General features: G+C 64.2%; 26 protein-coding genes and 2 pseudogenes. 15 read left to right on the top strand and 13 right to left on the bottom strand.

Annotated features, from left to right (window positions below; genetic code table 11):
- Window positions 1-60: 60 nt before the first annotated feature.
- Window positions 61-414 (bottom strand): diacylglycerol kinase, encoded by a 354-nt coding sequence (locus tag IVB19_RS14500; protein ID WP_018459355.1) that lies wholly within the window; start codon window positions 412-414, stop codon window positions 61-63.
- Between the two features lie 4 nt (window positions 415-418).
- A complete protein-coding gene (locus tag IVB19_RS14495; protein WP_247297630.1) occupies window positions 419-1,807 on the bottom strand; it encodes a class II 3-deoxy-7-phosphoheptulonate synthase in 1,389 nt (462 codons plus the stop codon).
- 180 nt (window positions 1,808-1,987) lie between these two features.
- Between IVB19_RS14495 and IVB19_RS14490 the strand changes: the two are divergent.
- Window positions 1,988-2,885 (top strand): annotated as a pseudogene (locus tag IVB19_RS14490) (alpha/beta hydrolase family protein).
- Window positions 2,886-2,892: 7 nt separating this feature from the next.
- On the opposite strand, the gene IVB19_RS14485 reads toward IVB19_RS14490, so the two are convergent.
- Both IVB19_RS14485 and IVB19_RS14480 read right to left on the bottom strand, forming a co-directional pair.
- Window positions 2,893-3,156, bottom strand: a complete 264-nt coding sequence (locus IVB19_RS14485) for a hypothetical protein (RefSeq protein WP_018459357.1) — start codon at window positions 3,154-3,156, stop codon at window positions 2,893-2,895.
- 187 nt (window positions 3,157-3,343) lie between these two features.
- Entirely contained in the window at window positions 3,344-4,828 is a 1,485-nt protein-coding gene (locus IVB19_RS14480) for an aldehyde dehydrogenase family protein (RefSeq protein ID WP_247821684.1), read from the bottom strand.
- A gap of 113 nt (window positions 4,829-4,941) precedes the next feature.
- Between IVB19_RS14480 and IVB19_RS14475 the strand changes: the two genes are divergently transcribed.
- A complete protein-coding gene (locus tag IVB19_RS14475) occupies window positions 4,942-6,024 on the top strand; it encodes a substrate-binding domain-containing protein (protein WP_247479360.1) in 1,083 nt (360 codons plus the stop codon).
- A gap of 33 nt (window positions 6,025-6,057) precedes the next feature.
- Here IVB19_RS14475 and IVB19_RS14470 read toward each other — a convergent pair whose 3' ends face one another.
- A complete protein-coding gene (locus IVB19_RS14470) occupies window positions 6,058-6,633 on the bottom strand; it encodes a hypothetical protein (RefSeq protein ID WP_247479363.1) in 576 nt (191 codons plus the stop codon).
- A gap of 158 nt (window positions 6,634-6,791) precedes the next feature.
- On the opposite strand from IVB19_RS14470, the gene IVB19_RS40665 reads away from it, so the two are divergent.
- Both IVB19_RS40665 and IVB19_RS40420 read left to right on the top strand, forming a co-directional pair.
- A complete protein-coding gene (locus tag IVB19_RS40665) occupies window positions 6,792-6,962 on the top strand; it encodes a LysR family transcriptional regulator (RefSeq protein WP_524536754.1) in 171 nt (56 codons plus the stop codon).
- A gap of 20 nt (window positions 6,963-6,982) precedes the next feature.
- Window positions 6,983-7,727: pseudogene (locus tag IVB19_RS40420) on the top strand (LysR substrate-binding domain-containing protein).
- A gap of 21 nt (window positions 7,728-7,748) precedes the next feature.
- Here IVB19_RS40420 and IVB19_RS14455 read toward each other — a convergent pair.
- The 5 genes from IVB19_RS14455 to IVB19_RS14435 all read right to left on the bottom strand — a co-directional run bounded on the left by IVB19_RS14455 (window position 7,749) and on the right by IVB19_RS14435 (window position 10,654).
- The gene (locus IVB19_RS14455; RefSeq protein ID WP_018459361.1) at window positions 7,749-8,333 is read right to left on the bottom strand and encodes a TIGR00645 family protein; all 585 of its coding nucleotides are present in this window, start codon (window positions 8,331-8,333) and stop codon (window positions 7,749-7,751) included.
- Window positions 8,334-8,366: 33 nt separating this feature from the next.
- On the bottom strand, window positions 8,367-9,002 hold the full coding sequence (locus tag IVB19_RS14450) for a TerC family protein (RefSeq protein ID WP_018459362.1): 636 nt from the start codon (window positions 9,000-9,002) through the stop codon (window positions 8,367-8,369).
- Entirely contained in the window at window positions 8,999-9,361 is a 363-nt protein-coding gene (locus IVB19_RS14445; RefSeq protein ID WP_026233786.1) for a hypothetical protein, read from the bottom strand. The genes IVB19_RS14450 and IVB19_RS14445 overlap by 4 nt, the downstream gene beginning before the upstream one ends.
- Window positions 9,362-9,363: 2 nt before the next feature.
- On the bottom strand, window positions 9,364-9,837 hold the full coding sequence (locus tag IVB19_RS14440; protein WP_085352736.1) for a tellurite resistance TerB family protein: 474 nt from the start codon (window positions 9,835-9,837) through the stop codon (window positions 9,364-9,366).
- Window positions 9,838-10,273: 436 nt separating this feature from the next.
- Window positions 10,274-10,654, bottom strand: a complete 381-nt coding sequence (locus IVB19_RS14435; protein WP_204510894.1) for a nuclear transport factor 2 family protein — start codon at window positions 10,652-10,654, stop codon at window positions 10,274-10,276.
- Window positions 10,655-10,821: 167 nt separating this feature from the next.
- Between IVB19_RS14435 and IVB19_RS14430 the strand changes: the two genes are divergently transcribed.
- The 7 genes from IVB19_RS14430 to IVB19_RS14400 all read left to right on the top strand — a co-directional run bounded on the left by IVB19_RS14430 (window position 10,822) and on the right by IVB19_RS14400 (window position 19,276).
- A complete protein-coding gene (locus tag IVB19_RS14430; RefSeq protein WP_247821542.1) occupies window positions 10,822-12,579 on the top strand; it encodes an MOSC and FAD-binding oxidoreductase domain-containing protein in 1,758 nt (585 codons plus the stop codon).
- Window positions 12,580-12,594: 15 nt separating this feature from the next.
- Window positions 12,595-13,191 (top strand): redoxin domain-containing protein, encoded by a 597-nt coding sequence (locus IVB19_RS14425; RefSeq protein ID WP_026233787.1) that lies wholly within the window; start codon window positions 12,595-12,597, stop codon window positions 13,189-13,191.
- A 50-nt stretch (window positions 13,192-13,241) separates the two neighbouring features.
- Window positions 13,242-14,696 carry a MocR-like pyridoxine biosynthesis transcription factor PdxR gene (pdxR, locus tag IVB19_RS14420; protein WP_247821541.1) on the top strand — a complete coding sequence of 485 codons (1,455 nt, stop codon included), beginning with the start codon at window positions 13,242-13,244 and terminating at the stop codon, window positions 14,694-14,696.
- A gap of 73 nt (window positions 14,697-14,769) precedes the next feature.
- Window positions 14,770-15,396 (top strand): FMN-binding negative transcriptional regulator, encoded by a 627-nt coding sequence (locus tag IVB19_RS14415; RefSeq protein WP_247821540.1) that lies wholly within the window; start codon window positions 14,770-14,772, stop codon window positions 15,394-15,396.
- 92 nt (window positions 15,397-15,488) lie between these two features.
- Complete coding sequence (locus tag IVB19_RS14410) at window positions 15,489-16,316, top strand: class II glutamine amidotransferase (RefSeq protein ID WP_018459370.1); 828 nt, start codon at window positions 15,489-15,491, stop codon at window positions 16,314-16,316.
- A gap of 21 nt (window positions 16,317-16,337) precedes the next feature.
- The gene (locus IVB19_RS14405; RefSeq protein WP_247821539.1) at window positions 16,338-17,564 is read left to right on the top strand and encodes a carboxylate-amine ligase; all 1,227 of its coding nucleotides are present in this window, start codon (window positions 16,338-16,340) and stop codon (window positions 17,562-17,564) included.
- A gap of 572 nt (window positions 17,565-18,136) precedes the next feature.
- Window positions 18,137-19,276, top strand: coding sequence for a hypothetical protein (locus IVB19_RS14400; protein WP_018459373.1), 1,140 nt, complete (start codon window positions 18,137-18,139; stop codon window positions 19,274-19,276).
- 6 nt (window positions 19,277-19,282) lie between these two features.
- Here IVB19_RS14400 and gor read toward each other — a convergent pair whose 3' ends face one another.
- The 3 genes from gor to rpiA are packed head-to-tail and all read right to left on the bottom strand — an operon-like array spanning window position 19,283 to window position 21,961.
- Window positions 19,283-20,671: a glutathione-disulfide reductase gene (gor, locus tag IVB19_RS14395; RefSeq protein ID WP_247821538.1), complete on the bottom strand. Its 1,389-nt coding sequence runs from the start codon at window positions 20,669-20,671 to the stop codon at window positions 19,283-19,285.
- Window positions 20,672-20,726: 55 nt separating this feature from the next.
- Window positions 20,727-21,245, bottom strand: a complete 519-nt coding sequence (locus IVB19_RS14390) for a DUF2059 domain-containing protein (protein ID WP_247821537.1) — start codon at window positions 21,243-21,245, stop codon at window positions 20,727-20,729.
- A gap of 2 nt (window positions 21,246-21,247) precedes the next feature.
- A complete protein-coding gene (rpiA, locus tag IVB19_RS14385; protein WP_085352729.1) occupies window positions 21,248-21,961 on the bottom strand; it encodes a ribose-5-phosphate isomerase RpiA in 714 nt (237 codons plus the stop codon).
- 166 nt (window positions 21,962-22,127) lie between these two features.
- Between rpiA and IVB19_RS14380 the strand changes: the two genes are divergently transcribed.
- The 4 genes from IVB19_RS14380 to IVB19_RS14365 all read left to right on the top strand — a co-directional run bounded on the left by IVB19_RS14380 (window position 22,128) and on the right by IVB19_RS14365 (window position 25,315).
- Entirely contained in the window at window positions 22,128-22,817 is a 690-nt protein-coding gene (locus IVB19_RS14380) for an HAD-IA family hydrolase (RefSeq protein WP_018459377.1), read from the top strand.
- Window positions 22,818-22,956: 139 nt separating this feature from the next.
- Window positions 22,957-23,430, top strand: a complete 474-nt coding sequence (locus tag IVB19_RS14375; protein WP_247821536.1) for a hypothetical protein — start codon at window positions 22,957-22,959, stop codon at window positions 23,428-23,430.
- A 107-nt stretch (window positions 23,431-23,537) separates the two neighbouring features.
- Window positions 23,538-24,563 (top strand): GTP 3',8-cyclase MoaA, encoded by a 1,026-nt coding sequence (moaA, locus tag IVB19_RS14370; protein ID WP_018459379.1) that lies wholly within the window; start codon window positions 23,538-23,540, stop codon window positions 24,561-24,563.
- A gap of 170 nt (window positions 24,564-24,733) precedes the next feature.
- Window positions 24,734-25,315, top strand: coding sequence for a TRAP transporter small permease subunit (locus IVB19_RS14365; protein WP_018459380.1), 582 nt, complete (start codon window positions 24,734-24,736; stop codon window positions 25,313-25,315).
- Window position 25,316: the final 1 nt, after the last annotated feature.

The following is a 25,316-nucleotide window of genomic DNA, read 5'->3' as shown; positions in this document are numbered from 1 at the left end:
AGTGAAGCGGTTTTCCGAAAAGATCATGCTGAAAAAACAGTTTAAAGCGCGATACGCGCTTTAAAGAAATCCCAATCGCTCGATGATGGCGATGATCCAGAACGCGCCGGCCATCAGCAGCGCGACACCGACCGCGGCCGAGCCCATGTCCTTGACCCGTCCGATCTGCTTGTCGTGATCCATGGTCAGCCGGTCGGCAAGCTTCTCGATCGCCGTATTGAGCAGCTCGACCACCAGCACGAACGCGACCGCGCAGATCAGCTCGACCGCCCGCATCGCGGTCGCGCCGACGAACCACGCGAGCGGCAGCGACAAGAGGAGCGCAACGATTTCCTCGCGGACGGCCTGCTCCGAGCGGAACGCAAAGGCCAGACCGTTACGGGAATTGATCGTGGCCTTCCAGATTCGCAGCAAGGTCTCAGAGCCCCGCTGCGACCGGCATCGGCCTGACCTTGCCGGCGCGTTCCTGCTTGAGCAGTTCTGCGACCAGGAAAGCCATATCGATGGATTGCTCGGCGTTGAGCCGGGGATCACAGACCGTGTGATAGCGGTCGTTGAGATCCTCGTCAGTGATCGCGCGGGCGCCGCCGAGGCACTCGGTGACGTCCTGGCCGGTCATCTCCAGATGCACGCCGCCGGCATGGGTGCCTTCAGCGGCGTGGATCGCGAAGAACGACTTCACCTCGGACAGGATGCGGTCGAAGGGCCGTGTCTTGTAACCTGATGTCGAGGTGATGGTGTTGCCGTGCATGGGATCGCACGACCACACCACCACTTTGCCCTCCCGCTTCACGGCGCGGATCATGTTCGGCAGGTGCTCGCCGATCTTGTCGGAGCCGAAGCGGCCGATCAGCGTCAGCCGGCCCGGTTCGTTGTCGGGATTGAGCACGTCGATCAGCTTCAGCAGTTCGTCGGGCTTGAGCGACGGGCCGCATTTGAGCCCGATCGGATTCTTGATGCCGCGGAAATATTCGATATGGCCGTGGTCGAGCTGGCGGGTGCGGTCGCCGATCCAGATCATGTGGCCCGAGGTCGCGTACCAGTCGCCGGTGGTGGAATCGACCCGGGTCATGGCCTGCTCGTAGCCGAGCAGCAGGGCCTCGTGGCTGGTGTAGAAATCAGTGGCGCGCAGCTCGGGATGGGCCTCGAGATCGAGGCCGCAGGCGCGCATGAAGTTGAGCGCATCGGAGATGCGGTCGGCCAATTCCTTGTAGCGACGGGACTGCGGACTGTCCTTGAGGAAGCCGAGCATCCACTGATGCACGCTGCCGAGATTGGCGTAACCGCCGGTCGCGAACGCACGCAGCAGGTTCAGCGTCGCGGCCGACTGGCGATAGGCCATCAGCTGGCGCTGCGGATCAGGGATGCGCGCTTGCTTGGTGAAGGCGATGTCGTTGACGATGTCGCCGCGATAGCTCGGCAGCTCGACCCCGTCGATCTTCTCCATCGGCGAGGAGCGCGGCTTTGCGAACTGGCCGGCGACGCGCCCGACCTTCACCACCGGGACGGCGCCGGCATAGGTCAGTACCACCGCCATCTGGAGCAGCACGCGAAAGAAGTCGCGGATGTTGTTGGCACCGTGCTCGGCGAAGCTCTCGGCGCAGTCGCCGCCCTGCAGCAGGAAGGCCTCACCGGCTGCGACCCGCGCCAGCGCCTTCTTCAGATTGCGCGCCTCGCCCGCGAACACCAGCGGCGGAAAGGTCGCAAGCTGCGCCTCGACGTCGGCCAGGGCCTTGGCGTCGGGATAATCGGGCACCTGTAGCACCGGCTTGCTGCGCCAGGACTCGGGCGTCCACCGCTCGGACATCGCAATCTCTCCGTGAAGCAAAAAGCACAACCTGATCTGTGGGTTGCGAGGGTCGCCTTATACACAGGGTGGCCACCGGCCGCCAGTTGTAAATCCGTCTGGCACTGCAAAGCCTTGCGGGGAAAGCCAAATTCGCATTTGCTGGGAACTGCTTGGAAACTGGCAAGATACCTTCGGCCCATGGACGTGGCACTAGACGACGTTTTCATCGACGAGATCAGCTTCCCGGCGACTGACGGGTATGCGCTGACCGGCACCCTATTCCTGCCGCGCGGGACCAAGCGCCATGCCGTCTTGATCAACTCCGCCACCGCCGTCCCGCGAAAAATCTATCGTGGCTTTGCCTCCTATCTCGCCCATCGCGGCTGCGCGGTCCTGACCTACGACTATCGCGGCATCGGCGACTCCCGGCTGCCGGCGATGGTCGGCTACAACCGGCCGAAATCGCTGGTCGGCTTCAAGGCCTCGATGTCGGACTGGGCCGCGCTCGACGTCACCGCCGCAGTGCACTGGATGCGCGAGCGCTACAATACCCTGCCCTTGACCTATGTCGGGCATTCCTTCGGCGGCCAGGCGCTCGGGCTGCTCGCGAACAACACGGACATTTCGCGCGCCGCGTTGGTGGCCTCGCAGGCGGCGACCTGGCGGCTGATGACGTCGCCGGAAAAATACCGCGTCTTCGCCTTCATGAATTTTGTCGGCGTGCCGCTCGTGCACGCGCTCGGTTACGCGCCGGGCTGGGCCGGCATCGGCGAGGATTTGCCCAAGGGCGTCTTCCTGCAATGGGCCGAGTGGGTCTCGAGCCCCCGCTATCTCTTCGATTCAAAGCTGCCGGCGCTGGAAAATTTCGCCAAGTTCAAGGGCGAGCTGCGCACCCTCTGCTTCTCCGACGATCCCTGGGCGACGCGGCCCGCGGTCGAGCTGCTTGCGAGCGGATTCACCGCGATCAAGCCTGAGGTGCTCAACGTGAAGCCGTCCGACGTCGGCGCCAAGGAGATCGGCCATTTCGGCTTCTTCCGCCCCGACCACCGCGACAACGTTGTGGCGTGGCGTCGCGGAATGGATCCAGGGAGAGTAGACGGCGCTTACCGGAGGATCGTCGTCAGCGACGAGTAGCGCTTGTTCGGCTTGGCTTCTCCCGGCGCGAATTGCGCAAAGGCCTGGCTGACGCGGACGGCCGGCGGCGTATCGCCCGCAAAACGAAACTCCTTAGGCCGCGGCGCGTAAAAACTGGCGCTGTAATAGGCGTCGTCGAAGCGCGCCTCGCCGACCCCGAACATTGCGTCGCACGCGAACAGAAGTGCGTAGACTCCCGCGATTGCGACGACGACCTCCCTGAGAACTGACATGCTGATGCCCCACCCTGTTGCAGGCAGGATGCACGCCGGTTCCAAAGCCGGGGTTTAAGGCCGCATGGTTCTTGTCCGCAGGGTTTGCCGCCGCTGAGCAGAAAGCAGACAATCTTATCGATCCCGAAAAAAGAGCCCGCCTGCACGGGTGGTCAGGCGGGCTCCAGGGTTGGCCGCTCGGGAGGTATCAAACGGCCAGATTCATCCAGACAGCCTTGGGCTCCGTGAAATTGTCGAGCGCGGCGGTGCCGTGCTCGCGGCCGAGGCCGGAGTCGCGCTCGCCGCCCCAGGGCAGCCGCACGTCGGTATAGCCATAGGTGTTCATCCAGACCGTGCCCGCGCGCGCCCGCTTGGCGAAGCGCTGCAGCTTGCCGATGTCGCGGCTCCAGACGCCGGCGGCGAGGCTGTAAGCCGTGCCGTTGGCAATGCGCAAAGCGTCGGCCTCATCCTTGAACTTGATGACGCTGACGACGGGGCCAAAGATCTCCTCCTGCGAGATCCGCATCTCGTGCGCGACGTCGGCGAACACCGCGGGACTGATGAAGTAACCACGATCGCCGACCTTCTCACCACCGGTGACGAGGGTAGCGCCCTCCTTCCGGCCGATCTCCACATAATCGAGGACCGCCTTCATCTGCTTCTCGGATATGACCGGGCCGAGCGTCGTCTTGCGGTCGAGCGGGTCGCCGATCCTGAGCGACTTCGCGCGCGCCGCCAGTCGCTCGACGAGCTCGTCATAGGCCTTCTCCTGCACGAGCACGCGCGAGCCGGCCGAGCAGACCTGGCCCGCATTGAAGAAGATGCCGGAAGCCGCAGTTTTCGATGCGGCTTCGAGATCGGCATCGTCGAAAATGACGTTGGCCGACTTGCCGCCCAGCTCGAGCGAGACGCGCTTGAAGTTGCTTGCGGCGCCCTTCATGATTCCCCGCCCCACACCGGGAGAGCCGGTGAAGGTGACCTTGTCGACGTCAGGGTGATTGACCAGCGCGTCGCCGACGACCCGGCCGGGGCCAGTGACGACGTTGAAGACGCCCGCCGGCAGGCCGGCTTCAAGCGCGAGCTCGGCGATGCGTAGCGCCGACAGCGAGGTGAGCTCGGCCGGCTTCATCACGATGGTGCACCCGCAGGCCAGCGCCGGCGCGAGCTTCCACATCCCGATCATCAGCGGGAAATTCCAGGGCACGATCGCCGCGACCACGCCGACCGGCTCGCGCACGGTGTAGGTCAGGGCATCATCGCGCACGGGCACGACGTCGCCGCTGATCTTGTCGGCCCAACCGGCGTAGTAGATCAGCGTGTCGACGGCGGCCGGAAAATCCTGCCGCGATGTCGCGGCGATCGGCTTGCCCGCATCGATCGACTCGAGCTCGATGATCTCCTCGGCGTGAGCCTTGAGCAGGTCCGCCCAGCGCAGCAGGATCTGGCCGCGCTCGGACGCCCGCATCGTGCGCCAGGGGCCTTCGAAGGCCCGGCGCGCGGCGGCGACCGCATCCTCCACATCGGCCTCGTTGCCTTCGGCGACGACGGCGATGACCTGCCCGGTGGCCGGATTAAGCGACTTGAAGGTGCGCCCGGAGCTTGCGGGGACGCGGCGACCGTCGATCAGCAGATGCTGTGGGCGGGACATGAACTCGCTCGCAGGCGAATGCGCAAAATCATATGCAACCGACATCATATTTCCTCCAGTTCTGGTATACCAGACTAGGCGCCTAAGGGCAGGAGTAAATATGATATGGATTGCAAATGGACCATCGTCATATGAAGTGTAGTTCATAAGGATAACTGATGCTTCAGATCGAGATCGAGGCCGTCTGGCGGTTTCGCCGCGAGGGCAATCCACGCACCGCCGTCATCATGCTTGGCGTCCTCAACGAGATCAGGAGAACCGGGAAGATCACCAGCGCGGCCAAGGATGCGCACCTCTCCTATCGCCATGTCTGGAATCTGATCGAGCAATGGTCGGAGTTCTTCGGCACGCCGCTGGTGGAAACCCAGCGCGGCAAGGGCTCGAAACTCACGCCGTTCGGCGAGCGGCTGGTATGGGCGGGCGAGCGTATGCAGGCCCGGCTCGGACCTCAGCTTGAAAACCTCGCGCAGGAGCTGGCGAGCGAGATCAAGCCATTCCTCGAGCAGCGCCCGTCGGTGATCCGCGTGCATGCCAGCCACGGTTTTGCGGTCGCAAAACTGCGCGAATTCCTCGACCGCGAGCCCGGCATCGGCGTCGATCTGCGCTATGTCAGCAACCAGCATTCGCTGGTCTCGCTGGCGCAGGGCGCCTGCGATCTCTCCGGCCTGCATCTGCCGCACGGCGCGCTACGGGCTCAGGGCATCAAGGCTGCGCGCGAATGGCTCGATCCGCGCGAGGATCGCATCATCAGCTTCGTCACACGCGAAATGGGATTGATGGTCGCGCGCGGCAATCCGCTGCGCATCGCTTCGCTCGATGATCTCACCGGACCAAAAGTCCGCTTCGTCAACCGCGACCACGATTCCGGCACGCGGCTTCTGTTCGACCAACTGCTTGCGGCAAACGGCATCGACGAGAGCAGGATCAAGGGCGCGCAGCAGATCGAATTCACCCACGCCGCGGTCGCAGCCTATGTCGCGAGCGGCATGGCTGATGCGAGCTTCGGCGTCGAAGCCGCCGCCCGGCATTTCGGCCTCGATTTCATCCGGCTCCTGACCGAGGATTATTTCTTCGTCTGCAAGCGCGCGTTCCTGGACACCGGGCCGATGCAGCGCATCCTGGAGATCATCCGCAGCGCCGATTTTCGCGCAGCCATCGCCACCCTGCCCGGTTATGTGCCGTCGGATACGGGCACCGTCACCGGCGTGAAGGCATTTCTGGAGATGCACGCCGTGCGATGATGCCGGAGGATGCCATCGCCTTGTCCGCGCCGGTCAGATCGCCGGCTCGGCCTTGAGCGCCGACATGACCCGCTCGCCCTGCGCGGTCAGCCGGTACGTCACCAGCGGACGGCTCGACGGCGGCTTTCGCGCGAGCTCGACGATGTAGCCGCGCACCATCAGGGCTTCGAAACTGCCGTAATAGCCGAACATGCTGATCTGGTTCTGCCTGAGCAGCTTGAACTCGCGCAAGAGCCGTATCTCGTTGCCCGACAGCAGCGACCGGCGCACGCGCTGAACGAACCGCGCGCGCTGCTCGAACCAGTTTTTATCCGGCAGTTCGTGCGAGGCTGGTGCGGGGGCCCGTTCGCAGGGACGCGCGTCCTGCGCAATCTCGACCATCACCTGCGGCAGGCACGGCATGCTGCTGGCGACAACCGCGTCCTTCGCAACGTCGAGCAACGCGAGCGGCCAGCGCCGCTTGTTGTCCACCATGACCGGCGGTGGCACGACGCTGTCGCGCACCAGCTGCTCGAAGCGTCCGGCGGTCACGCCGACATAGGCCGCCGCGCGACGGCGATCGACCAGACGCGTGTCCGGCGCGACCTCGCAAACAATGTTCTCGTCCACCCGGGATCCCCTGGCGCCTCGTTGCGCATGGCATGACGGCCCGACAGGACCGGCCAAGCCGGCGGCGAACCTAGGTGGGAGGAGCGCACTCGAAAAGCACAGAATTTCGTACACGTTGATGCCGTTTCGGCAACGGCTATAGTCCGGCCGGGGGTCCCATGCGATTTCACTCACCGGCCATCCAGTACTTCCACGCCGTCCGCCGCACCGGCTCGATCCGGGCCGCTGCGCGCATGCTGAACGTTGCCTCGTCGGCCGTAAGCCGCCAGATTCTCAAGCTTGAACAGGAGGTTGGGTCACCCTGTTCGAGCGCAATGCGCGCGGCCTGACGCTGACGACGGTCGGCGAGATGTTGGCCCGGCACGTCATGAACGTGCTCCAGGACCTCGACCGCTTCCGCTCGGACGTCGCATCCCTGGCGGGGACTTGGCACGGCACCGTCAGCATTGCCTGCATCGAGTCGCTCACGGAGTCGGTGCTGCCCGACCTGATAGCCTCCCATCGCGGCCGCGCCCGGCGCGTCAGCTTCACCACCGAGGTGAAGGGATCGTCGGACGTGCTGGAGGCCCTGAGCCGCGGCGAGGCCGACATCGGCATCGCCATGGCGCTGCGGCATCCGCCGGACCTGCGCCAGGTCCTTGAAACGGTTTCGCCTCGGCGCGGTCGTGGCGTGCGATCATCCACTGGCGCGCGGCAAGACGGTCACGCTAACCCAATGTCTCGCCTTTCCCGTCATCCATGCGCTGCCGGAGCTGTCGATCTACCATCTGCTGCAGCCGCTGATCGCGCAGCTGTCCGAGACGCCGGAGCCGGCCATCCAGGCCAACTCGATCGACCTGATGCGCGAACTCGCCGCGCGCGGCGTCGGCGTCGCCTTCCAGACCCAGCTCGGCATCGACCGACTATCGCGCGACAGCCGGCTCGTCTTCCTGCCGCTCGACAACGCCGGCAGTCCGGTGTGGTCAGATCTCGGCATCTACGTTCGCGCCGAGCGCACCCTGCCCGCCCACACGGAATCCTTCCTCCAGGAGCTGGTGCGCGAATTGGGCGAGCGCGAGCGGCGGGAAAACGCGGCGCATCCGCAGATCGCCTGATCAAACGCCGACGTCTGACGCTCAGCCGTGGCCGGCTCCCTTGCGCTGGCCGCTATCGCCGAGGCGGTCGACCCAGGCGATGCCGATCGCGGAGATGATGAAGGTCAGGTGGATCAGCACCTGCCACATCACGCCGCTCTCGGTGAAATTGCTCCGCGTCGTGCCGAGATTGCCCGCCTCGATGAAGGTCCTGAGCAGCGAGATCGAGGAGATGCCGATGATCGCCATCGCAAGCTTGATCTTGAGCACGCTGGCATTGACGTGGCTGAGCCATTCCGGCTCGTCCGGATGACCGCTGAGGTTCAGGCGCGAGACGAAGGTCTCGTAACCGCCGACGATCACCATCACCAGCAGGTTCGAGATCATCACGACGTCGATCAGCCCGAGCACGACCAGCATAATCTGCTGCTCGCTGGCGTCGAACGAGTGCACGACCAGGTGCCAGAGCTCCTTCAGGAACAGCAGCACATAGACGGCCTGCGCGACGATGAGGCCGACATAAAGCGGGACCTGCAGCCAGCGCGAGCCAAAGATGAGTTGGGCAAACGGGCCGATTTGCGGCGCCGGCACGGAATCCGCCGAAGGTGCTTTGGGTTCGGACGTCATTGATCACTCCGGATGATGGACAGGCGCGTTGCCTCAGAGACTCGCGATCACAGGCGCGAGCTCGAGCGATCCGCGATAGATCATCTCGAAGGCGACGTAAACGATGATGGCGAGGCCGACATAGCCGATCCAGCGCTGCTTCTGGAGCACGCGGCCGAGCAAATCGGCGGCGACGCCCATCAACGCGACCGACAATAGCAGGCCGAAAGCGAGGATGTAGGGATGCTCGCGCGCAGCGCCCGCGACCGCGAGCACGTTGTCGAGCGACATCGAGACGTCGGCGGCGACGATCTGCACCGCCGCCTGCCTGAAGGTCTTTCGGGACGCAGGCGCAGCGCTGCTGCCGCCATGGCTGAACGCGAGCTCGTTCGCATGCGCGGACTGCTCGCGCAGCTCCCGCCACATCTTCCAGCACACCCAGAGCAGCAGCACGCCGCCGGCGAGCAATAGCCCGATCACTTGCAGAAGCTGGGTCGCGACGCCGGCAAAGACGATGCGCAGGGCGGTGGCGGCGATGATGCCGACGACGATGGCGCGCCGGCGCTGATCGGCCGGGAGGCCGGCTGCGGCAAGGCCGATGACGACGGCGTTGTCGCCGGCGAGCACGAGGTCGATCAGGACGACCTGAAGCAGCGCGGTCAGCGCTTCGGTGGTGATGAATTCAGTCATGATTGGTCATTTTTCGGTGCGGACGGATCGAGCCAGTGCGGCTTCTTCCGCTCGACCCAATCCAGAACCTTGGCGCGCCCGGAGCGCAGCGCGGGCACGTCTTCCGCGAGCAAAGCGAGGCCGAGCGGTAGCATCCAGACGCCGAGCACCGGCAGGAAGGAGAGCACGCCGCCGACAATCAGCAGCGCACCCGAAGGGATTCTCACCCAGCGGCTGGATGGCTTGAGCAGATAGGTGACGGTGTCGCCCATGCGCGGCGGCAGGCGACGGACAAGCTTGTCGAGGCGCGGGTCGCCGCCAGCCATCTGGCCGCTAGCGCCCGCAGTCCCTGTCTTATCCTCGTCCGAAACTACGCTCATGCTTACTCCTCGGCGGCGATGCGGTGTTCGGCGCGCACTGCACCCGGCGTCACCTGCTTTGCGCGCGGCAGCACCAGCGTCAGCAGGCGCAACAGCTTGATCGCCTGCACTTCGTGGGGATGCACGTCCTCGTCCGCGGCCGCGACGCGCTCCGACAGTTCCATCAAATGAGCCGACAGCGGCAGGTCTGAAACCGGACGCAAATTCTCGATCACCACATTGGCGAAATCCGGCTCCTCGAGTCGTTCAGCAAGCTCGTCGAACATCGCGTAGAGCCGGTCGTCCGAGATATGCGGCGCCAGCTTGCGATCCCGGATGAACCGGACGACCTCGTCGCGTTCGACCGGCGAAACTTGCCGGTCGGCGACGGCAACCAGCGCGCCGACGATCACCAGTGCCACCGCAGCCTGCTCGTTCAGGCTGGATGGCTCGGTGATCTCGATTTCGATCGGATTTGAATGCTTGGCGTCGGACATCGTTGCTCCCTTATCTTGCGAAAGACCGCACGGAGCTGCGATGGGGACGATTCGGTCGGAGAGACTCTCAAGAAGGCCCGACGATCGGCCGATCCATCGCATTCGCGCGGGACAGGTCATCCGACATCACGAGGTTTTGCCGACAGCGTCGACTTCCTCGCCAGAGGGGCCCGGATTCTTGTTCGTTTCACACATAAAGATGGGGCTGTCGGAATCAAGACGACGCGACTGCGACCAGCCGCCGCATCGGGTTCCGTGTTTCCACATTGGCTAAGCAGTTCTGCGCGCTCCGCACCTGCGATCATGTCTTTTACTGTCATCGCCCGCGCAGGCGGGCGATCCAGTACTCCGAGACGTCCGTAGTTTGTCGAGAAGCCGCAGCGTACTGGATTCCCCGCCTGCGCGGGCGATGACAGCGGAGTGCGGAGCACTCAGCCTACCCCACCTGCTCGACAAGATGCGCCCGCGAGGGCGACGGCTCGAACCTGTCGCCGAAATATTGCGTCTCGTGCGCCACGAGGTCGTCGCGGAATTCCATGATACTCACGACGTAAGACGGCACCCCGTCATAGGTCAGCACGAATTCGCTCACCCAGAGATCGTTACTGCCGACGATCCGCCGAACCGTGAAGCGCTTCTTGTTCGGCTGCACGAACCGGCTCTCTTGAATCTTCCTGCGACCGCGGATGCGCTCGCCGGACTGCGGATAGTCGAGCACCGCGTCCTCGCGATAGATGTCGTGCTCGGCCTCGAAATCGTTCGCATCCGAAGCATCCCAATGGCGCTGGAGCGCGGCCAGCTTGCCCTGATCATCCATCGTGATCTCCCGTTGTACCGACTGCGTTTACGTTACGCATTTCAAATTGGCCTCAGGGCCGCCGGTGGCAAGGCTTGCTCGCAACGTCTAACAACGACTAACGAGCCAAAAACCCCATCCGATGCAATGATGACGGCAGAACCGCGCAGCCAGATCGGGAACACGCAATGGCACGTCTGCTTTCGGTCAATGTCGGCCTGCCGCGCGACGTCGCTTGGCAGGGTCGGACCGTCCACACCGGCATCTGGAAGGCACAGGTCACAGGCCCGCGCAGGGTGCGCCGGCTCAACATCGATGGCGACGGCCAGGGCGATACGGCCGGTCATGGCGGCGAACATCGTGCCGTATTCGTCTATCAGGATGAATCCTATCGGTACTGGCAGGAGCATCTGGGTCGATCGAACCTCGTTCATGGCCAGTTCGGCGAGAACTTTACGGTCGAGGGCCTCGCCGACACCAACGTGTGCATCGGAGACCGCTACAGGATCGGCTCCGCGGTGTTCGAAGTGACGCAGCCGCGCGTCACCTGCTACCGTCTCGGCATTCGCATGGACGAGCCGGACATGGCCGCGCTGCTCGTCAGGCACGGGCGGCCCGGATTCTATTTCCGTGTGATCGAGGAAGGCGACGTCGAAGCCGGTGACGAGATCACACAGATCGCTGTGGGACCCGAGCGCATGAGCGTGTTCGAGATCAATGCGCTGCTTTACCTGCCGCCTCATCCGCGCGAACGCCTGGAGCGCGCGCTGCGGATTCCCGCGCTGAGCCGCGGCTGGCGCCGTTCTTTCGAGGCGCTGCTCGAGCAGCAGAAGGACAACAAGACCGCGGGAAACGCCGGGCTTGGGCCGGCGGCGAGCCCAGCTCCGGCCTGGCGCGGATTCCGCTCCTTTCGCGTGGCGCGAAAGATCGCCGAAAGCGGCAACGTGACGTCGCTGATCCTCGAACCCGCCGACGGACATCCCGTGGCGGCCGCCCTGCCCGGTCAATTCGTCGTCATCAAGCTCGAGCCCTCCGGTGCGCAGGCGATGACACGCAGCTATTCGCTGTCGGGCGGCGCCGATGCCGCGTCCTATCGCGTCAGCATCAAGCGCGAAGTTCACGGCGCCGCCAGCCGTTACATTGCCGACGAGCTGCTGGCCGGCGCTGCCGTGCAACTAGGTGCGCCACGCGGCAGTTTCACGCTCCGGCAAGATGCACTCCCCGTCATCCTGTTGAGCGCCGGCATCGGCGTCACCCCTTTGCTCGCAATGCTTCACGCGCTCGCCGCCGAAGCGACGACGCGGGACGTGTGGTGGCTGCACGGCGCTCGCAATGGCCGCGAGCATGCGTTCGCCGCCGAGGCGCGCGAATTGCTAGGTGGGCTCTCTCGTCACCATACCCACGTCTGCTACAGCGCGCCTGACCCGGACGATCGTCTCAATGTGGCGTTCGACACAGCCGGACATCTCGACGCACGCCTGCTCCAGACCCTGAGCGTGCCGCGTGACGGCGATTTCTATCTGTGCGGACCGGCAGGTTTCATGAACGATCTGAAAGCTGGCCTCACCACGTTGGGCGTCGCACCGGATCGCATCCACACCGAATTGTTCGGCGCCGGACCGTCCTTGACGCCCGGCATAGCGTCCTCCCCGCAGAAGCGGGCGCACCCGCCGATCGGTGCCCCCGGCCCCGGCCCGATGGTTTCGTTCGCCCGGAGTGGCCTCAATGTCCGCTGGGGACCATCCTATGCCAGCCTGCTGGAATTGGCCGAGGCGTGCGACGTCCCCGTGCGCTGGTCGTGCCGGACCGGCGTCTGCCACAATTGCGAGAGCGGGTTGATCGCGGGGACGGTTGACTATGCGCCGGATCCGCTCGATCCGCCGGCGGACGGCAATGTCCTGATCTGCTGCTCACGACCCCGAAACGACGTCGTGGTTGATCTGTAAAAGTGGGAGAGCGCAATGCGACCTGACATGATGCCGGGAGTAACCTTCCCGGATTACGAACTCAGCGACCACACCGGCAAGCACCGGAAGCTCTCCGAACTGCAGGCGGGCGATCCAATGGTGCTCGTGCTCGGCCGCGGCGGATTTTGTCCCAAGGATCGTCGCCAGGCCGAAGGCTTGCTGCAACTCCATCGCGAGATGGAGGTGGGCTATTGCCGGATGGTCACGATCACGACCGACAACATCACCCAGACCAGCGAATATCGCAGCGGCGTCGGAGCGCACTGGCCCTTTCTCTCGGATTCGCGGCGCCTCGTTCAGAAGGATCTCGACATCGCCGAATACACCGACCCCGTCCATAATCCGATGATTCCGCACGTGATCGTGCTCGAGCCCGGCCTCGTCATTCACAAGATCTACAACGGCTACTGGTTCTTCGGCCGTCCAACCGTCGAAGAGCTCCGCCAGGACCTCAGGGCAGTCGGCATGAAGTGCCGGCCGGATTGGGACATCGCGGCGCCCGGCCTCAGGGCACTGTGGGACCAGGGCCGCAGGGAGCATTTTCATCCCTACGGCAAGGCTTACGTCGAAACTCTCGGCGAACGGGATTAGAACCACATTCCGACATCGTCCGCCCGGGCGAATGCCGGTTCGGAATGTGGATGATCCAGATGAAGACCAATCCCGACCGCATGGGCGCGCGCCAGATCTACGAGGCTTTGAGAGATCAGATCCTGGCGAGGGTGTATGGGATCGACGGGGTGCTGCCGTCCTCCCGCACGCTGGCCGGTGAGATGGGCGTGGCGCGCTCGACCGTCACGATCGCCTACGAACAGCTCGCCGCCGAAGGCTTCATCGAGACACGCCATGGCGCGCGACCGCGTGTGGCTCGCGCCGTCGTCGAGCGAGGACGCACGCGCGTAGTGTCGCGGCCGTCGGCGCGGAAGGTGCGGCTGTCGGCCTTCGGGAGCCGGTTGCTTCAAGACCCGCCGCGCTGGTCTGAGCCGCCGCGCGGGCTCGTCGCGAACTTCCGCTATGGCGAGCTCGCGCCGTCGGATTTCCCGGTACTGGCATGGAAAAAGGCCCTGACCGCTGCGATGGCGCGCAAGCCCGAACGGCTGGCCTATGACGATCCCTGCGGAGCGCTGCGGCTGCGGACCGCGCTTCAAGGCTATCTGTGGCGGTCGCGTAGCGTCCGCTGCGAGGTCGATCAGATCGTGGTCGTGAACGGCTCGCAGCAGGGCCTCGACATCTGCGCGCGCCTGCTGCTCGATGCCGGCGACCGCTTCGTGATGGAGGATCCCGGCTACCAGATGGCCCGGCATACTTTCGCAGCAACGGGCGCCGAGGCGATCCCGATTCCCGTCGACGTGGACGGACTGGAGACAGCGCGGCTCGATGGCGTCGAAGCCCGCCTCGCCTATGTCACGCCGTCGCACCAATATCCGCTCGGCGGCGTCATGCCGATCGGCCGCCGGCACCAATTGCTCGCCTGGGCCAGGGCAAACGACGCCTACGTGATCGAGGACGATTACGACAGCGAGTATCGCTACGATACCAAGCCGATCCCGCCGCTGCACGCGCTGGAAGGCGGCGGCAATGTGATCTATCTCGGCACCGTCTCCAAGACGCTCTCGCCGACCTTGCGGATCGGCTTTCTGGTGGTGCCCTCCGCCCTGCGATCCCTGATCGCCGCCGCCAAGCAGATCATGGACCGGCACACGCCGCTGATCGAACAGGACGCTCTCGCGTCGATGCTGGAAAGCGGCGCCGATGACGGCCACATCAGGCGCGTGCGCCGGCGCAACGCCGAACGCCAGCGGGCGCTGCTCGACGCGCTTCGCCGCAGGTTCGGGGACCGCGTCCGGATCGAGGGCACGGCCGCCGGCCTGCACATCGTGGCGTGGTTCGACGACCTGCCGCAGAAGCGAGAGGACGCGTTGATCAAGGCGGCCCATGCAAAGGGCGTCGGCATCTATTCCGTCTCTGCGCTGTTCGTCGGACCTCGCCGACCGCGGAAGACGGTCGGCCTCGTCATGGGCTATTCGGCATTGGAGGTGGCACAGATCGAGCGCGGCTGCAGGCTTCTCGCACAAGCCGTCGCCAAACTGGACTGATCAAATAGACGATAACTGGCAGTTTCTTACAGGCCAGATTCCGGCTATCTCCAGAGCAACACCGGAGATAGACATGTACATCCCTCCCGCCTTCAAGGACGACATCGAGAGCATCCGAGCGACCATTCGCGGCGCCCGCCTCGCCAGCCTGGTCACGGCCACCAGCGAAGGCCCCGTCGCCACGCCGCTGCCGCTGCTTCTCGACGAGAGCGAAGGCGAACATGGCGTGCTGTACGGACATGTGGCGAAAGCCAACCCGCAATGGAAACTGCCGCCGATCGGAGATGCGCTGGCGATCTTCAGCGGTCCCGACGCCTATGTGACGCCGTCCTGGTACGCGACCAAGCAGGAAACCGAAAAGGTCGTGCCGACCTGGAACTACGTCGCGGTGCATGCCTACGGCCCGGTCGAATTCTTCCAGGAGCCCGAGCGCCTGCTCGACGCCGTGACGCGGCTCACGAATAGGCATGAAGGATCGCGTGCAAAGCCGTGGGCCGTTACCGATGCCCCCGAAGATTTCATCGCAACTCAGCTGCGCCGAATCGTCGGCGTGCGGATTCCCGTCGTGCGGTTCGAAGGCAAGCGCAAGATGAGCCAGAACCGTCCCGAGGCTGACCGTGTCGGCGTCGCGCAAGGTCTCGCAGCGAGCGAGAACGCTGGTGATCGCGAGGTTGCGCCATTGATTCCGGTTCCGGTTTAGTAGCCACTTGGTTCCCGACACTCGCTGTCGGGAACCATCGTCCTGTCAGGTTCGTTGATACATTTCAGCAAGCATCTCCTGTCGGAATTCCTATGTGCCGCTGGATCGCATACCGGGGCGAGACCACGTCCTTCGAGCCCTATGTCACCGAGCCCGAGCATTCGCTCATCGCGCAAAGCATCCGCTCGCTCCAGTCGACGGCGGGCTCGAATGGCGACGGCTTTGGTCTCGGCTGGTACGGTGAGCATCCGGAGCCTGGTCTTTATCGTGAAACACGCCCCGCTTGGTCGGACGAAAATCTCCGCTACCTCTGCCGCCATTTGCGCTCGCATCTGTTCTTCGCCCATGTGCGCGCCGCCACCGGCACGGCAGTGACGCGGCAGAACTGCCATCCCTTTGCCTGCGGCCAGTGGATGTTCATGCACAATGGTTTCGTCGGCAGCTGGAATCGCCTACGGCGCAAGGTCGAGGCGCTGATCCCCGATGCCTACTACCCCTCGCGGACAGGCACGACCGATTCGGAAGCCGTGTTTCTCGCCATGATGGGCGCGGGTCTCGACGCCGATCCGCTCGGCGCAACGCATCGCGTGCTGCGAGCCCTCGTCGGCCTCGTCAACGAAGGCGAGCTTCGTGAGCGGCTACGCTTCACCAGCGCCATCGCCAACGGCCGGGATCTCTATGCCTTCCGGGTTGCGGTCAACGATGCCGCCAACACGCTCTATTTCCGCGAGGCTGGCGGCCAAGTCATCGTCGTCTCCGAGCCGTTCGACAAGGAAACAGACTGGACGGAAGTGCCCGCGAATCACGCGCTGGTCGCACGTGCGTCCGAGAGCGCGAAAATTGTTCCGTTCGATCTTGCAATTTCCAGTGAGGTCGACGCGGAACCCGCTCCTGCCAGAAGGATTATCGCCCGCGGGTAAATACCTTGGCCGGGTGGCACGATGACATTGGCGTCAGACGTCTTGAAACTGCTGCGGCTTGATTCCTCCGAGGACAGGCAGCACCTCGTCATTCGCTCGGCCGGCGGACGCGGCAAGGCTGCGGAATATTCGTTCGGTATCGAGGAGGAATACTTCCTCGCCGATCGCCGCAGCCTGGAGGTCGCGATCCAGACCCCCAATGAGCTATTCGAATCTGCGAATTGGTCGACAGGCGGCCAGGCGATGCGGGAGATGTTACAGTCGCAGCTCGAGGTCGCCACCAACGTGCATGTCGACGTCGCCGACGCGCGCGAAGAGCTTCGCTTCCTGCGTCGCGAAGTCGCAAACGTCGCGGCACAATACGGCTTCGTGATCATGGCCTGCGGCACGCACCCGACCGCGGTCTGGCGCATGTCGCAGCCGAGCCCGAAGCCACGCTACGAGGAGATGATTGAGGATCTGCGCAGCATCGGCCACCGCAACCTGATGTGCGGCATGCACGTGCACGTCCAGTTGCCCGATCCCGAAAAGCGCATGGCGGTGATGCGAGCGATGCTGCCGCATCTGCCCTTGTTCATCGCCCTGTCGGCCTCCTCCCCGTTCTGGAATTCACACAAGACCGGACTGAAGGGCTATCGACTCGCCGCCTATTCCGAGCTGCCGCGCACTGGCCTGCCCGAATTATTCGAGAGCCGGCAGGATTACGACGAATATGTCGGCGCGTTGCAGCGCTCGGGCGTGATCCCCGAAGAAAGTCACATCTGGTGGGCCATGCGCCCCTCGATGAAGCACCCGACCCTCGAGCTGCGTGCGCCCGATACCTGCACCTTCGTCGACGACGCCGTTGCCATTGCCTCGCTCTATCGCTGCCTGACCCGCTATCTCTACCTGCGACCTCATCTCTCGAAAGAGGTCACCGCGGTCGAACGCGCAATTGCGGTGGAAAACAAATGGCGCGCCCAGCGCTACGGCACCGATTGCATCTTTGCCTCCAAGGACGGGCCGGTCGAGATCTCCGAGCTGCTCTCCCGTGTGATCGAGGACATCGCCGAAGACGCCGCCGCGCTGAACTGCATGGCCGAGGTCGAACACTGTCGCACCATCGTCGAACGCGGCAGCTCGGCCGAATTCCAGCTTCGCGCCTTCCGCGACAATGCGGAAGACATCGCCGCCGTGTCGCGCTGGATCGCAGACGCGACGATCTCGGGCACGAGCACCCCCGCCGCAGGCGTTCCCGCGCCTTCATAGCGCCCGCGCAAGCTTCGCGAGCAACAATGTCGGTCCTGAATGCGTAAGGTCGCGGAGAGAACGATGAATCACGTCAAATGTTGCGCTGGCTGTGGCCATGGCCTCATTCCGATGCTCTCGGCCAAAGGGCGCGCGGAGCTCAGCTGCCTCTGGTGCGAGCTCATCGAGGCGCGTGCAGTGGACATGGCGAAGTGGGCTGACAGCCCGTACGGCAAGCCCGAGCGGACCGTCCGTCGAGCTTTCGAATGAACGGCTTCAGACACCCGGCCGCCGACTTCTCCTGATCGGCGCAGCTGCGCATCCGCGCCAGAATGCCGCCAAATTAGACAAGACACGTCTCGTCACCAGGATTGCAGACTGGGCGAACATGGCCATGCAGGCTGGTCAAGCGTGTCATCTAACCTCAAGTGCAACCTCGATTTTTCATCGCGTGGCGGCGAGTCGCAAAGCCTTGCGTGCCGCGCACCGCCTCGACTGGCCTAAAATTCGCAAGGCAGCATCAGGCCTGATCCCCTGCTCTCAGCAAGATGCGTGCGCCGAGACAGGGTGAGCGGGCCAGATCGGAGAATGCCATGAACGTGCATGCCACCGGCGATCTCAAATTCACCGGCCTCACCCGCCCGGACGGCGCGCCCCTTCGCCTCAACGATCAGGAGTTCGTGGCGATCGATCGCGACCGGAATGCGAAGTTCGAGGCAACGTACCGGCCGCAGGCCCTCTACAATCGCGCCAACGAGGGTTTCCACGCCAACAACGAAACCTTCCTGCTGCACGAGGTCGCGACCAATCTGCCGATCTATCTGCCCGACACCGGCCCTACCGACTTCCATCTTCATCTGCCGCCGGGCGGCTTTCAGCTCGTGCTGGTCACGTCGGGCGCGTTCACGTTCGACTATGACGGGCGCTTCTATAATGTCGGCCCCGGCGCGGTGATGCTGCAAAGCGCGATCGTGCACCGACAGCTGTTCTACACCTGGTCGGGACTGTCGACCGAAGAGAATCTGAAGACGCCGCAGACGGTGGTGCCGGATCCAATCTCGATGGGCTATTCGGGCAAATTCCTCGAAGCCTTCATCACTGACCCGACGACGTTTCCAAACCCGACCATCGTCGGTCCGGACCAGATCAACGAAGCCGAGACGCCGCGGGTGGCATGGAGCCACTCTCTGCATGATCGCCCGGTCGATGCAGGCTTCTGGCTCCAGGACCCCTTGGCGCTGGATGCGCTGTTCAAGCCGCTCACCGACAGCCCGATCAAATCGGCCATGCCGGTTTACGTGCGCGATATCGGGATCGAGGCTCCGAGCGGTCACCTCGTCGCCGGCCACATCATCGCAACCGATCCGCGCGGCCAATCGCTCTTGTCCAAGAGCACGTCGTCAGCGGCGGACACCACATGTTTCGCCAAGGGCGAGGTCGTGATCTACCGCGTGATCCGCGGCACGGCCGAATTCAGGAACAAGACTGGCGAGACCTTTGAGCTCGCGGCCGGCGATGTGGTGACGGCGGGCAAGAACGCCACAAGCCTCGTCGGTGTTGGTGAGAACACGCAGGTCCTTCGGCTCGGCCTTCTCAAGGGCATGAACGACCTCCGCAGCTGGACGCCGACGCAACGCGACGAGATCGACGGCCTCGCCGGTCAGATCATCACGCAGAAGGACATCCGTCCGCTGCGCACCGAGGGCAAGCCGGTCGGATACCTGTACGGCTGAGCGGAGTTACTCCGCCGCTTGGCGGACGTGGCGGGCGGTCGGGGTGCGCATGGTGACGAGCTCTTCGGACGCGGTCGGATGCAGCGCGATCGTCGCGTCGAAATCGGCCTTGGTCGCCTTCATCTTCACCGCAATCGCGACTGCCTGCGTGATCTCGGCTGCGGCATCGCCGACGATGTGACAGCCGAGCACACGGTCGGTTGAACCATCGACGACGAGCTTCATCAGCACGCGGGTATCGCGGCCCGACATCGTCGCCTTGATGGGCCGGAACGTGGTCTTGTAAATGTCGATATGGCTGAATTGCGCGCGGGCTTCCGTCTCGGTCAGGCCGATGGTGCCGACCTCCGGCTGCGAGAACACGGCGGTCGGGATGTTGGCGTGATCGACCTGCACCTCGCGCTTGCCGAACACGCTGTCGGCGAACGCATGGCCCTCGCGGATCGCGACCGGCGTCAGGTTGAAGCGATGGGTGACGTCGCCGATCGCGTAGATGCTGTCGACCGAGCTCTTGGAGAAATGGTCGACCGCGATGCCGCCGTTCCGCGGGTTGATGGCGACGCCGGCCTTCTCCAGGCCGAGATTGGCGACCGCGGGATGGCGGCCGATCGCGAACATCACCTGGTCGGAGGCAAGGCTCGATCCGTTCGACAGATGCGTGGTGAATTCCTCGCCGTGCCGATCGACCTTCGTCACCGTGCAGCCGGTCAGGATGGTGATGCCCTGCTTCTCCATCTCGGCGCGGACATGGGCGCGAACATCCTCGTCGAAGCCGCGAAGAATGTTGTCGCCGCGATAGATGACTGTGACGTCGGAGCCGAAGCCGGCGAAGATGCCGGCGAACTCCAGCGCGATATAGCCGCCGCCCTGGATCACGATCCGCTTCGGCAGCTTGGCCAGGTGAAACGCCTCGTTGGAGGAGATCACGTGCTCGATGCCGGGAATCGGAGCGCCGTGATTGGGCGCGCCGCCGGTGGCGATCAAAATGTATTTTGCAGTGATCTTCCGGTCGTTCTCGAGCAGGCGGACGGTGTGCTTGTCCTCGATCACCGCGCGGCTCTTGACGATTTGCGCGCCCGACTTCTCGACATTGGCGGTGTAAGCCGCCTCCAGACGCGCGATCTCCTTGTCCTTGTTGGCGATCAGCGTCGGCCAGTCGAAGGTCGCAGACGGAACGGTCCAGCCAAAGCCGGCGGCGTCCTCGATCTCGTGGCGGAAATGCGAGCCGATGACGAACAGCTTCTTCGGCACACAGCCGCGGATCACGCAGGTCCCGCCCATGCGGTACTCTTCCGCGATCATGACGCGGGCGCCGTAGCCGGCCGCGATGCGGGCGGCGCGCACGCCGCCCGAACCGCCACCGATGACAAAGAGGTCGACGTCGAATTCAGCCATTGTCCACTCCGACCTCTTTCAGAACATGATCCGGATTCCGATCAGATAGGGACTGTCAGATCTCCTTGCCACGCTTGCGCATCTCGGCGCGGAAGGCACCCATCACGGTCTCGGAGAAGTTCTGAGCCCAGGAGTTCATGAAGGCCATGCTCAGCCCGATCGCGCGCGGCTCGGCTTCGATCAGCTTCTTGCCCAGCGGCGACTTGTAGAAGGTGACGAGATCCTTCAGCTCCTGCTCGGTGAACTCGCTGGCATAGACCTGCGCCATGCCTTCTCCGATCTCCTTTTCGCGGCCTGCCAGCTGCTGGTTGACGACCCCGGCGACCTCGGTGAGATCCTTCTGATAGTTGAGGTTCTGCTGGATCAGCGCGATCCTGGTCTTATCGACCAGGCCGGGCACGGCGTTGGCATACATCGCACTGGCGTTCTTGATCGCGAGGATCTCCTTGGCGGCCGCGATGGCCGTCGGCGACGATTTCGGCGGAGCCGCCTGCTGGGCCCCGGCCGGGGTGACCGAGAGGGCCAGTCCCACAGCGAGGGTCGCGACCGGCAACAATTTCAAAACGCTCTTCATTCCTAGTCTCCTTTCGGCTTTCGCCGTTCAATCACGCGAATTCCCTCGCCACCCGCCAAGACAGCCGAGCTGGCCAAGCCGATGAACAAACCATGCTCGACGACGCCGGGGATCGCGCTCAACGCCGTGGCGAGGCGGGCGGGATCCTCAATCTTTTCGAGCTGGGCATCGAGGATCCAGTGGCCGCCATCGGTGACGAAAACGTGGCCGTCCTTGCCGTTGCGGACCGCCATCTGCCCGGAAACGCCGCATTCCGCAAACGCCTTCTCGATCGCGCGACGCGTTGCGCCGAGCCCGAACGGGATGACTTCGACCGGCAGCGGAAAGCCGCCGAGTGTCGGCACCCATTTGGTGTCGTCGGCAATCACGATCATGCGATCCGAGGCGGCCGCCACGATTTTCTCGCGCAACAGCGCGCCGCCGCCGCCCTTGATCAGATTGAGTTCGGGATCGATCTCGTCGGCGCCGTCGACGGTGATGTCGAGATGATCGATCTCATCCAGCGTGGTCAGCGGCACGCCGCAGCGGATTGCATCGAGACGCGTCGCCTCGGAGGTCGGCACGCCGATCACTTTCAGTCCGGCGCGGACCCGCTCGCCGAGCAGCTCGACGAAATGTTTTGCAGTCGAGCCGGTACCGAGCCCGAGCTGCATGCCGTCACGGACGTCCTCGAGGGCGCGCGCCGCAGCCTGCCGCTTCAACTGGTCCATGTTCACGTTTGCGCCGTCCCTGAATTACGAGTGTTAGGCTTGCGGCGGCCTGTGTAGCCTCGTTTTCCCTCGGAGAACAGGGTCTGGGGGAACAGGCCTCCGGCCCAGCTTATAAGGTGATCTTATGGCTTCGGCCCTTGCGCGGGCGGGGCCGGGCCGGTAGCGCTGGACCATGACCCCCTCCCACACCATCGTCTTCGATCTCGACGGCACGCTTGTGGATACCGCGCCCGACCTGATCACCGCGCTCAATTACGTGCTCGACCGCGAAGGGCTGCCGCCCGTGCCGATGGCCTCGGCCCGCAACATGATCGGCGCCGGCGCCCGCAAGCTGATCGAGCGGGGGCTGGAGGCCGAGGGCCGCAGCGTCACGGTGGCCGACATGGACCGGATGACGGCCGATTTCATCGGCTATTACGCCGACAATATCGCCGTCGAATCCCGGCCGTTCGAGGGGCTGGAGGCCGCGCTCGACCATTTTGCAGCCCAGGGCCATCGCCTCGCGGTCTGCACCAACAAGCTGGAATGGCTGTCGAAGCGCCTGCTGGACCAGCTCGACCTGAGCCGGCGCTTCGCTGCGATTTGCGGCGCCGACACTTTTGGCGTGCAGAAGCCCGATCCGACCATTTTCCGCGAAACGGTGGCGCGGGCCGGCGGCGAGGTGAAAGCCAGCATCATGGTCGGCGACGCCGGACCCGATGTCGGCGTGGCCCGGCGCGCCGGAGTTCCCGTGATCGGGGTCAGCTTCGGCTATACGGACGTCCCGATTGCCGAGTTGAAGCCGGACCGGCTGATCCATCACATGCGCGACCTGCCGGCAGCCGCCAGCAGCCTGATGACCGCGCAGGCAGGTCTCAAGTAGCTGAGATAGCTTAGTTATTCCACGGAATCCCGCTTTAACCATCTACTAACGATGTGCGGCCGGCCGGTTGCTCGTTCGGAACGACACTCCTAAGTTTGTCCGGGGATGTGGCGGTTCGTCGCAGTAGAAGTGGATGGTCATGCGTCGTGTCATTGCGATTGCGCTAGCTGGGGTCAGTCTCTTGGGAGCAGCGACCCTTGCCGGCTGCTCCTCGATGTCTTCGACGTCCTGGGACATGTTCAAATCGGCCCCGCCGACCGTGCAGGTCCGGCTCGAATCCAATCCCCCGGGTGCTGACGCCACGACCTCACTGGGTGCCGGCTGCAAGACGCCCTGCTCCGTCGCGGTTCCCGCTTTCGCGCTCCCAAAATACCAGCCGGTGAGCGTACCGGTGAATGTCATCAAGAATCCCGGCGACCTCACCACGCCCGCCTCGATCACCACCGACCCCAACCCGATTTTCGCGGAGCTCCAGCCGGCCGTTCCGCCAAGACCGGTCCGCAAGCCGCACCGCCCGAAGAAACCGAAACCGGCGGCGGCCGCGGTCGCCCCGGCTGCTGCCGCACCGGCTGCGGGCTCGCCTTTCCCCGATCCGAACGCGGGCAAGCGCTGACCTCCGTCATCCCCCATTTGTCTCTGACGCATTCGATGCTTAGATTGCTTCCAGGACACCGCTGAAGCAAAACTGCTCGCGTTGCCGCAAGTGACAAGGCATTTGGTATGAACGGACTTTCCGCGAGCCCCCTGTCGAGCACGATGACCGATCCGTTCGGACGGACCATCTCGTATTTGCGCGTCTCCGTCACCGACCGCTGCGACCTGCGCTGCTTCTACTGCATGTCGGAAGACATGACGTTCCTGCCCAAGGCGGACCTGCTGACGCTGGAGGAACTCGATCGGCTCTGCTCGGCCTTCATTGCCAAGGGTGTGAAGAAGCTGCGGCTCACCGGCGGCGAACCGCTGGTCCGCCGTAACGTGATGACGCTGGTGCGCTCGCTGTCGCGGCACCTCAAGAGCGGCGCGCTGAGCGAGCTGACGCTGACCACCAACGGCACCCAGCTTGCGAAACATGCCAGCGAACTCGCCGATTGCGGCGTCCGCCGCATCAACGTTTCGCTCGACACGCTCGATCCGCAGAAGTTTCGCGAGATCACCCGCTGGGGCGAGATCGACAAGGTGCTGGAAGGCATCGAGGCCGCACGCGCCGCGGGCCTCGCAGTCAAGATCAACGCCGTTGCGCTGAAGAACCTCAACGAGGACGAACTTCCCGACCTGATGCGCTGGGCCCACGGCAAGGGCATGGGGCTGACGCTGATCGAGGTCATGCCGATGGGCGAGATCGGATCGGGACGAATCGACCAATATCTGCCGCTGTCGCTGGTGCGCGCGCGCCTTGCCCAGCAGTTCACGCTGACCGATCTGGCCGAGAGCACCGGGGGGCCGGCGCGCTATGTCAGCGTCGCCGAGACCGGCGGCAAGCTCGGCTTCATCACCCCGATGACCCATAATTTCTGCGAATCCTGCAATCGCGTGCGCGTCACTTGCACGGGAACGTTGCACACCTGCCTCGGCCACGAGGATGCCTCCGATTTGCGCAAACCTCTGCGTGCATCGGACGACGATTCGCTGCTTGCGGATGCGATCGACCGCGCCATTGGGCTGAAGCCCAAGGGCCACGATTTCATTATCGACCGCCGCCACGACCGCCCCAGCGTCTCCAGGCACATGAGCGTCACCGGCGGCTAACATCGGCTGGCCGGCCGCGGCTTATTCCCCTTAACTATCAACAAACTTCCGATTGACTGGCGGCACGCTCGCTGGTTTGGTGCGGCAGCCTCATGCCTGCGCGGCGAGACAAGCCAACGCGCCCACTCGGCGCAGTCAAGACGGCCGGGGCAAATCGGGGAGGACCAATCTTGCAAGCGCTCCTGAAGCTGAGCAATGGAATTGACGCGTTCACACGTTGGACGGGCAAGCGTCTGGCTTGGCTGATCCTGCTCGCCGTCGTCATCTCGGCGCTGAATGCGATCATCCGAAAGACATTGGACACGTCCTCCAACTCGTGGCTCGAGCTGCAATGGGTGCTTTTCAGCATCGTGTTCCTGCTATGCGCGTCCTGGACGCTGCTCGACAACGAGCACATCCGGATCGACATCTTCAATAGCATGATGCCGAAACGGGCTCGCAACATCATCGACATCATCGGGCACATCTTCTTCCTGATCCCGCTGACCGTTGTCATGATCGTGACCGGAATACCGTTCTTCCTGCGCTCGCTCCAGATCAACGAGCAATCCGGCAATGCGGGCGGCCTGCCACAATGGCCGGCAAAAGCGCTGATCATGATCGGCTTCGCCCTCCTGCTCGTTCAAGGCATCTCCGAGCTGATCAAGCGAATCGCGATCATGCGCGGCATGATCCCGGACCCACACGAGTCGCAGGTGTCCGCACTGGAGGCCGAGGTCGAGCACCTCGTCGAAGCGATCGAAAAGAAGTAGC

Origin of the sequence: Bradyrhizobium sp. 187 (assembly GCF_023101005.1) — a bacterium.
In the GTDB taxonomy this organism is placed as follows: domain Bacteria; phylum Pseudomonadota; class Alphaproteobacteria; order Rhizobiales; family Xanthobacteraceae; genus Bradyrhizobium; species Bradyrhizobium canariense_D.
This window is presented reverse-complemented; position numbering and strand designations above follow the sequence as displayed.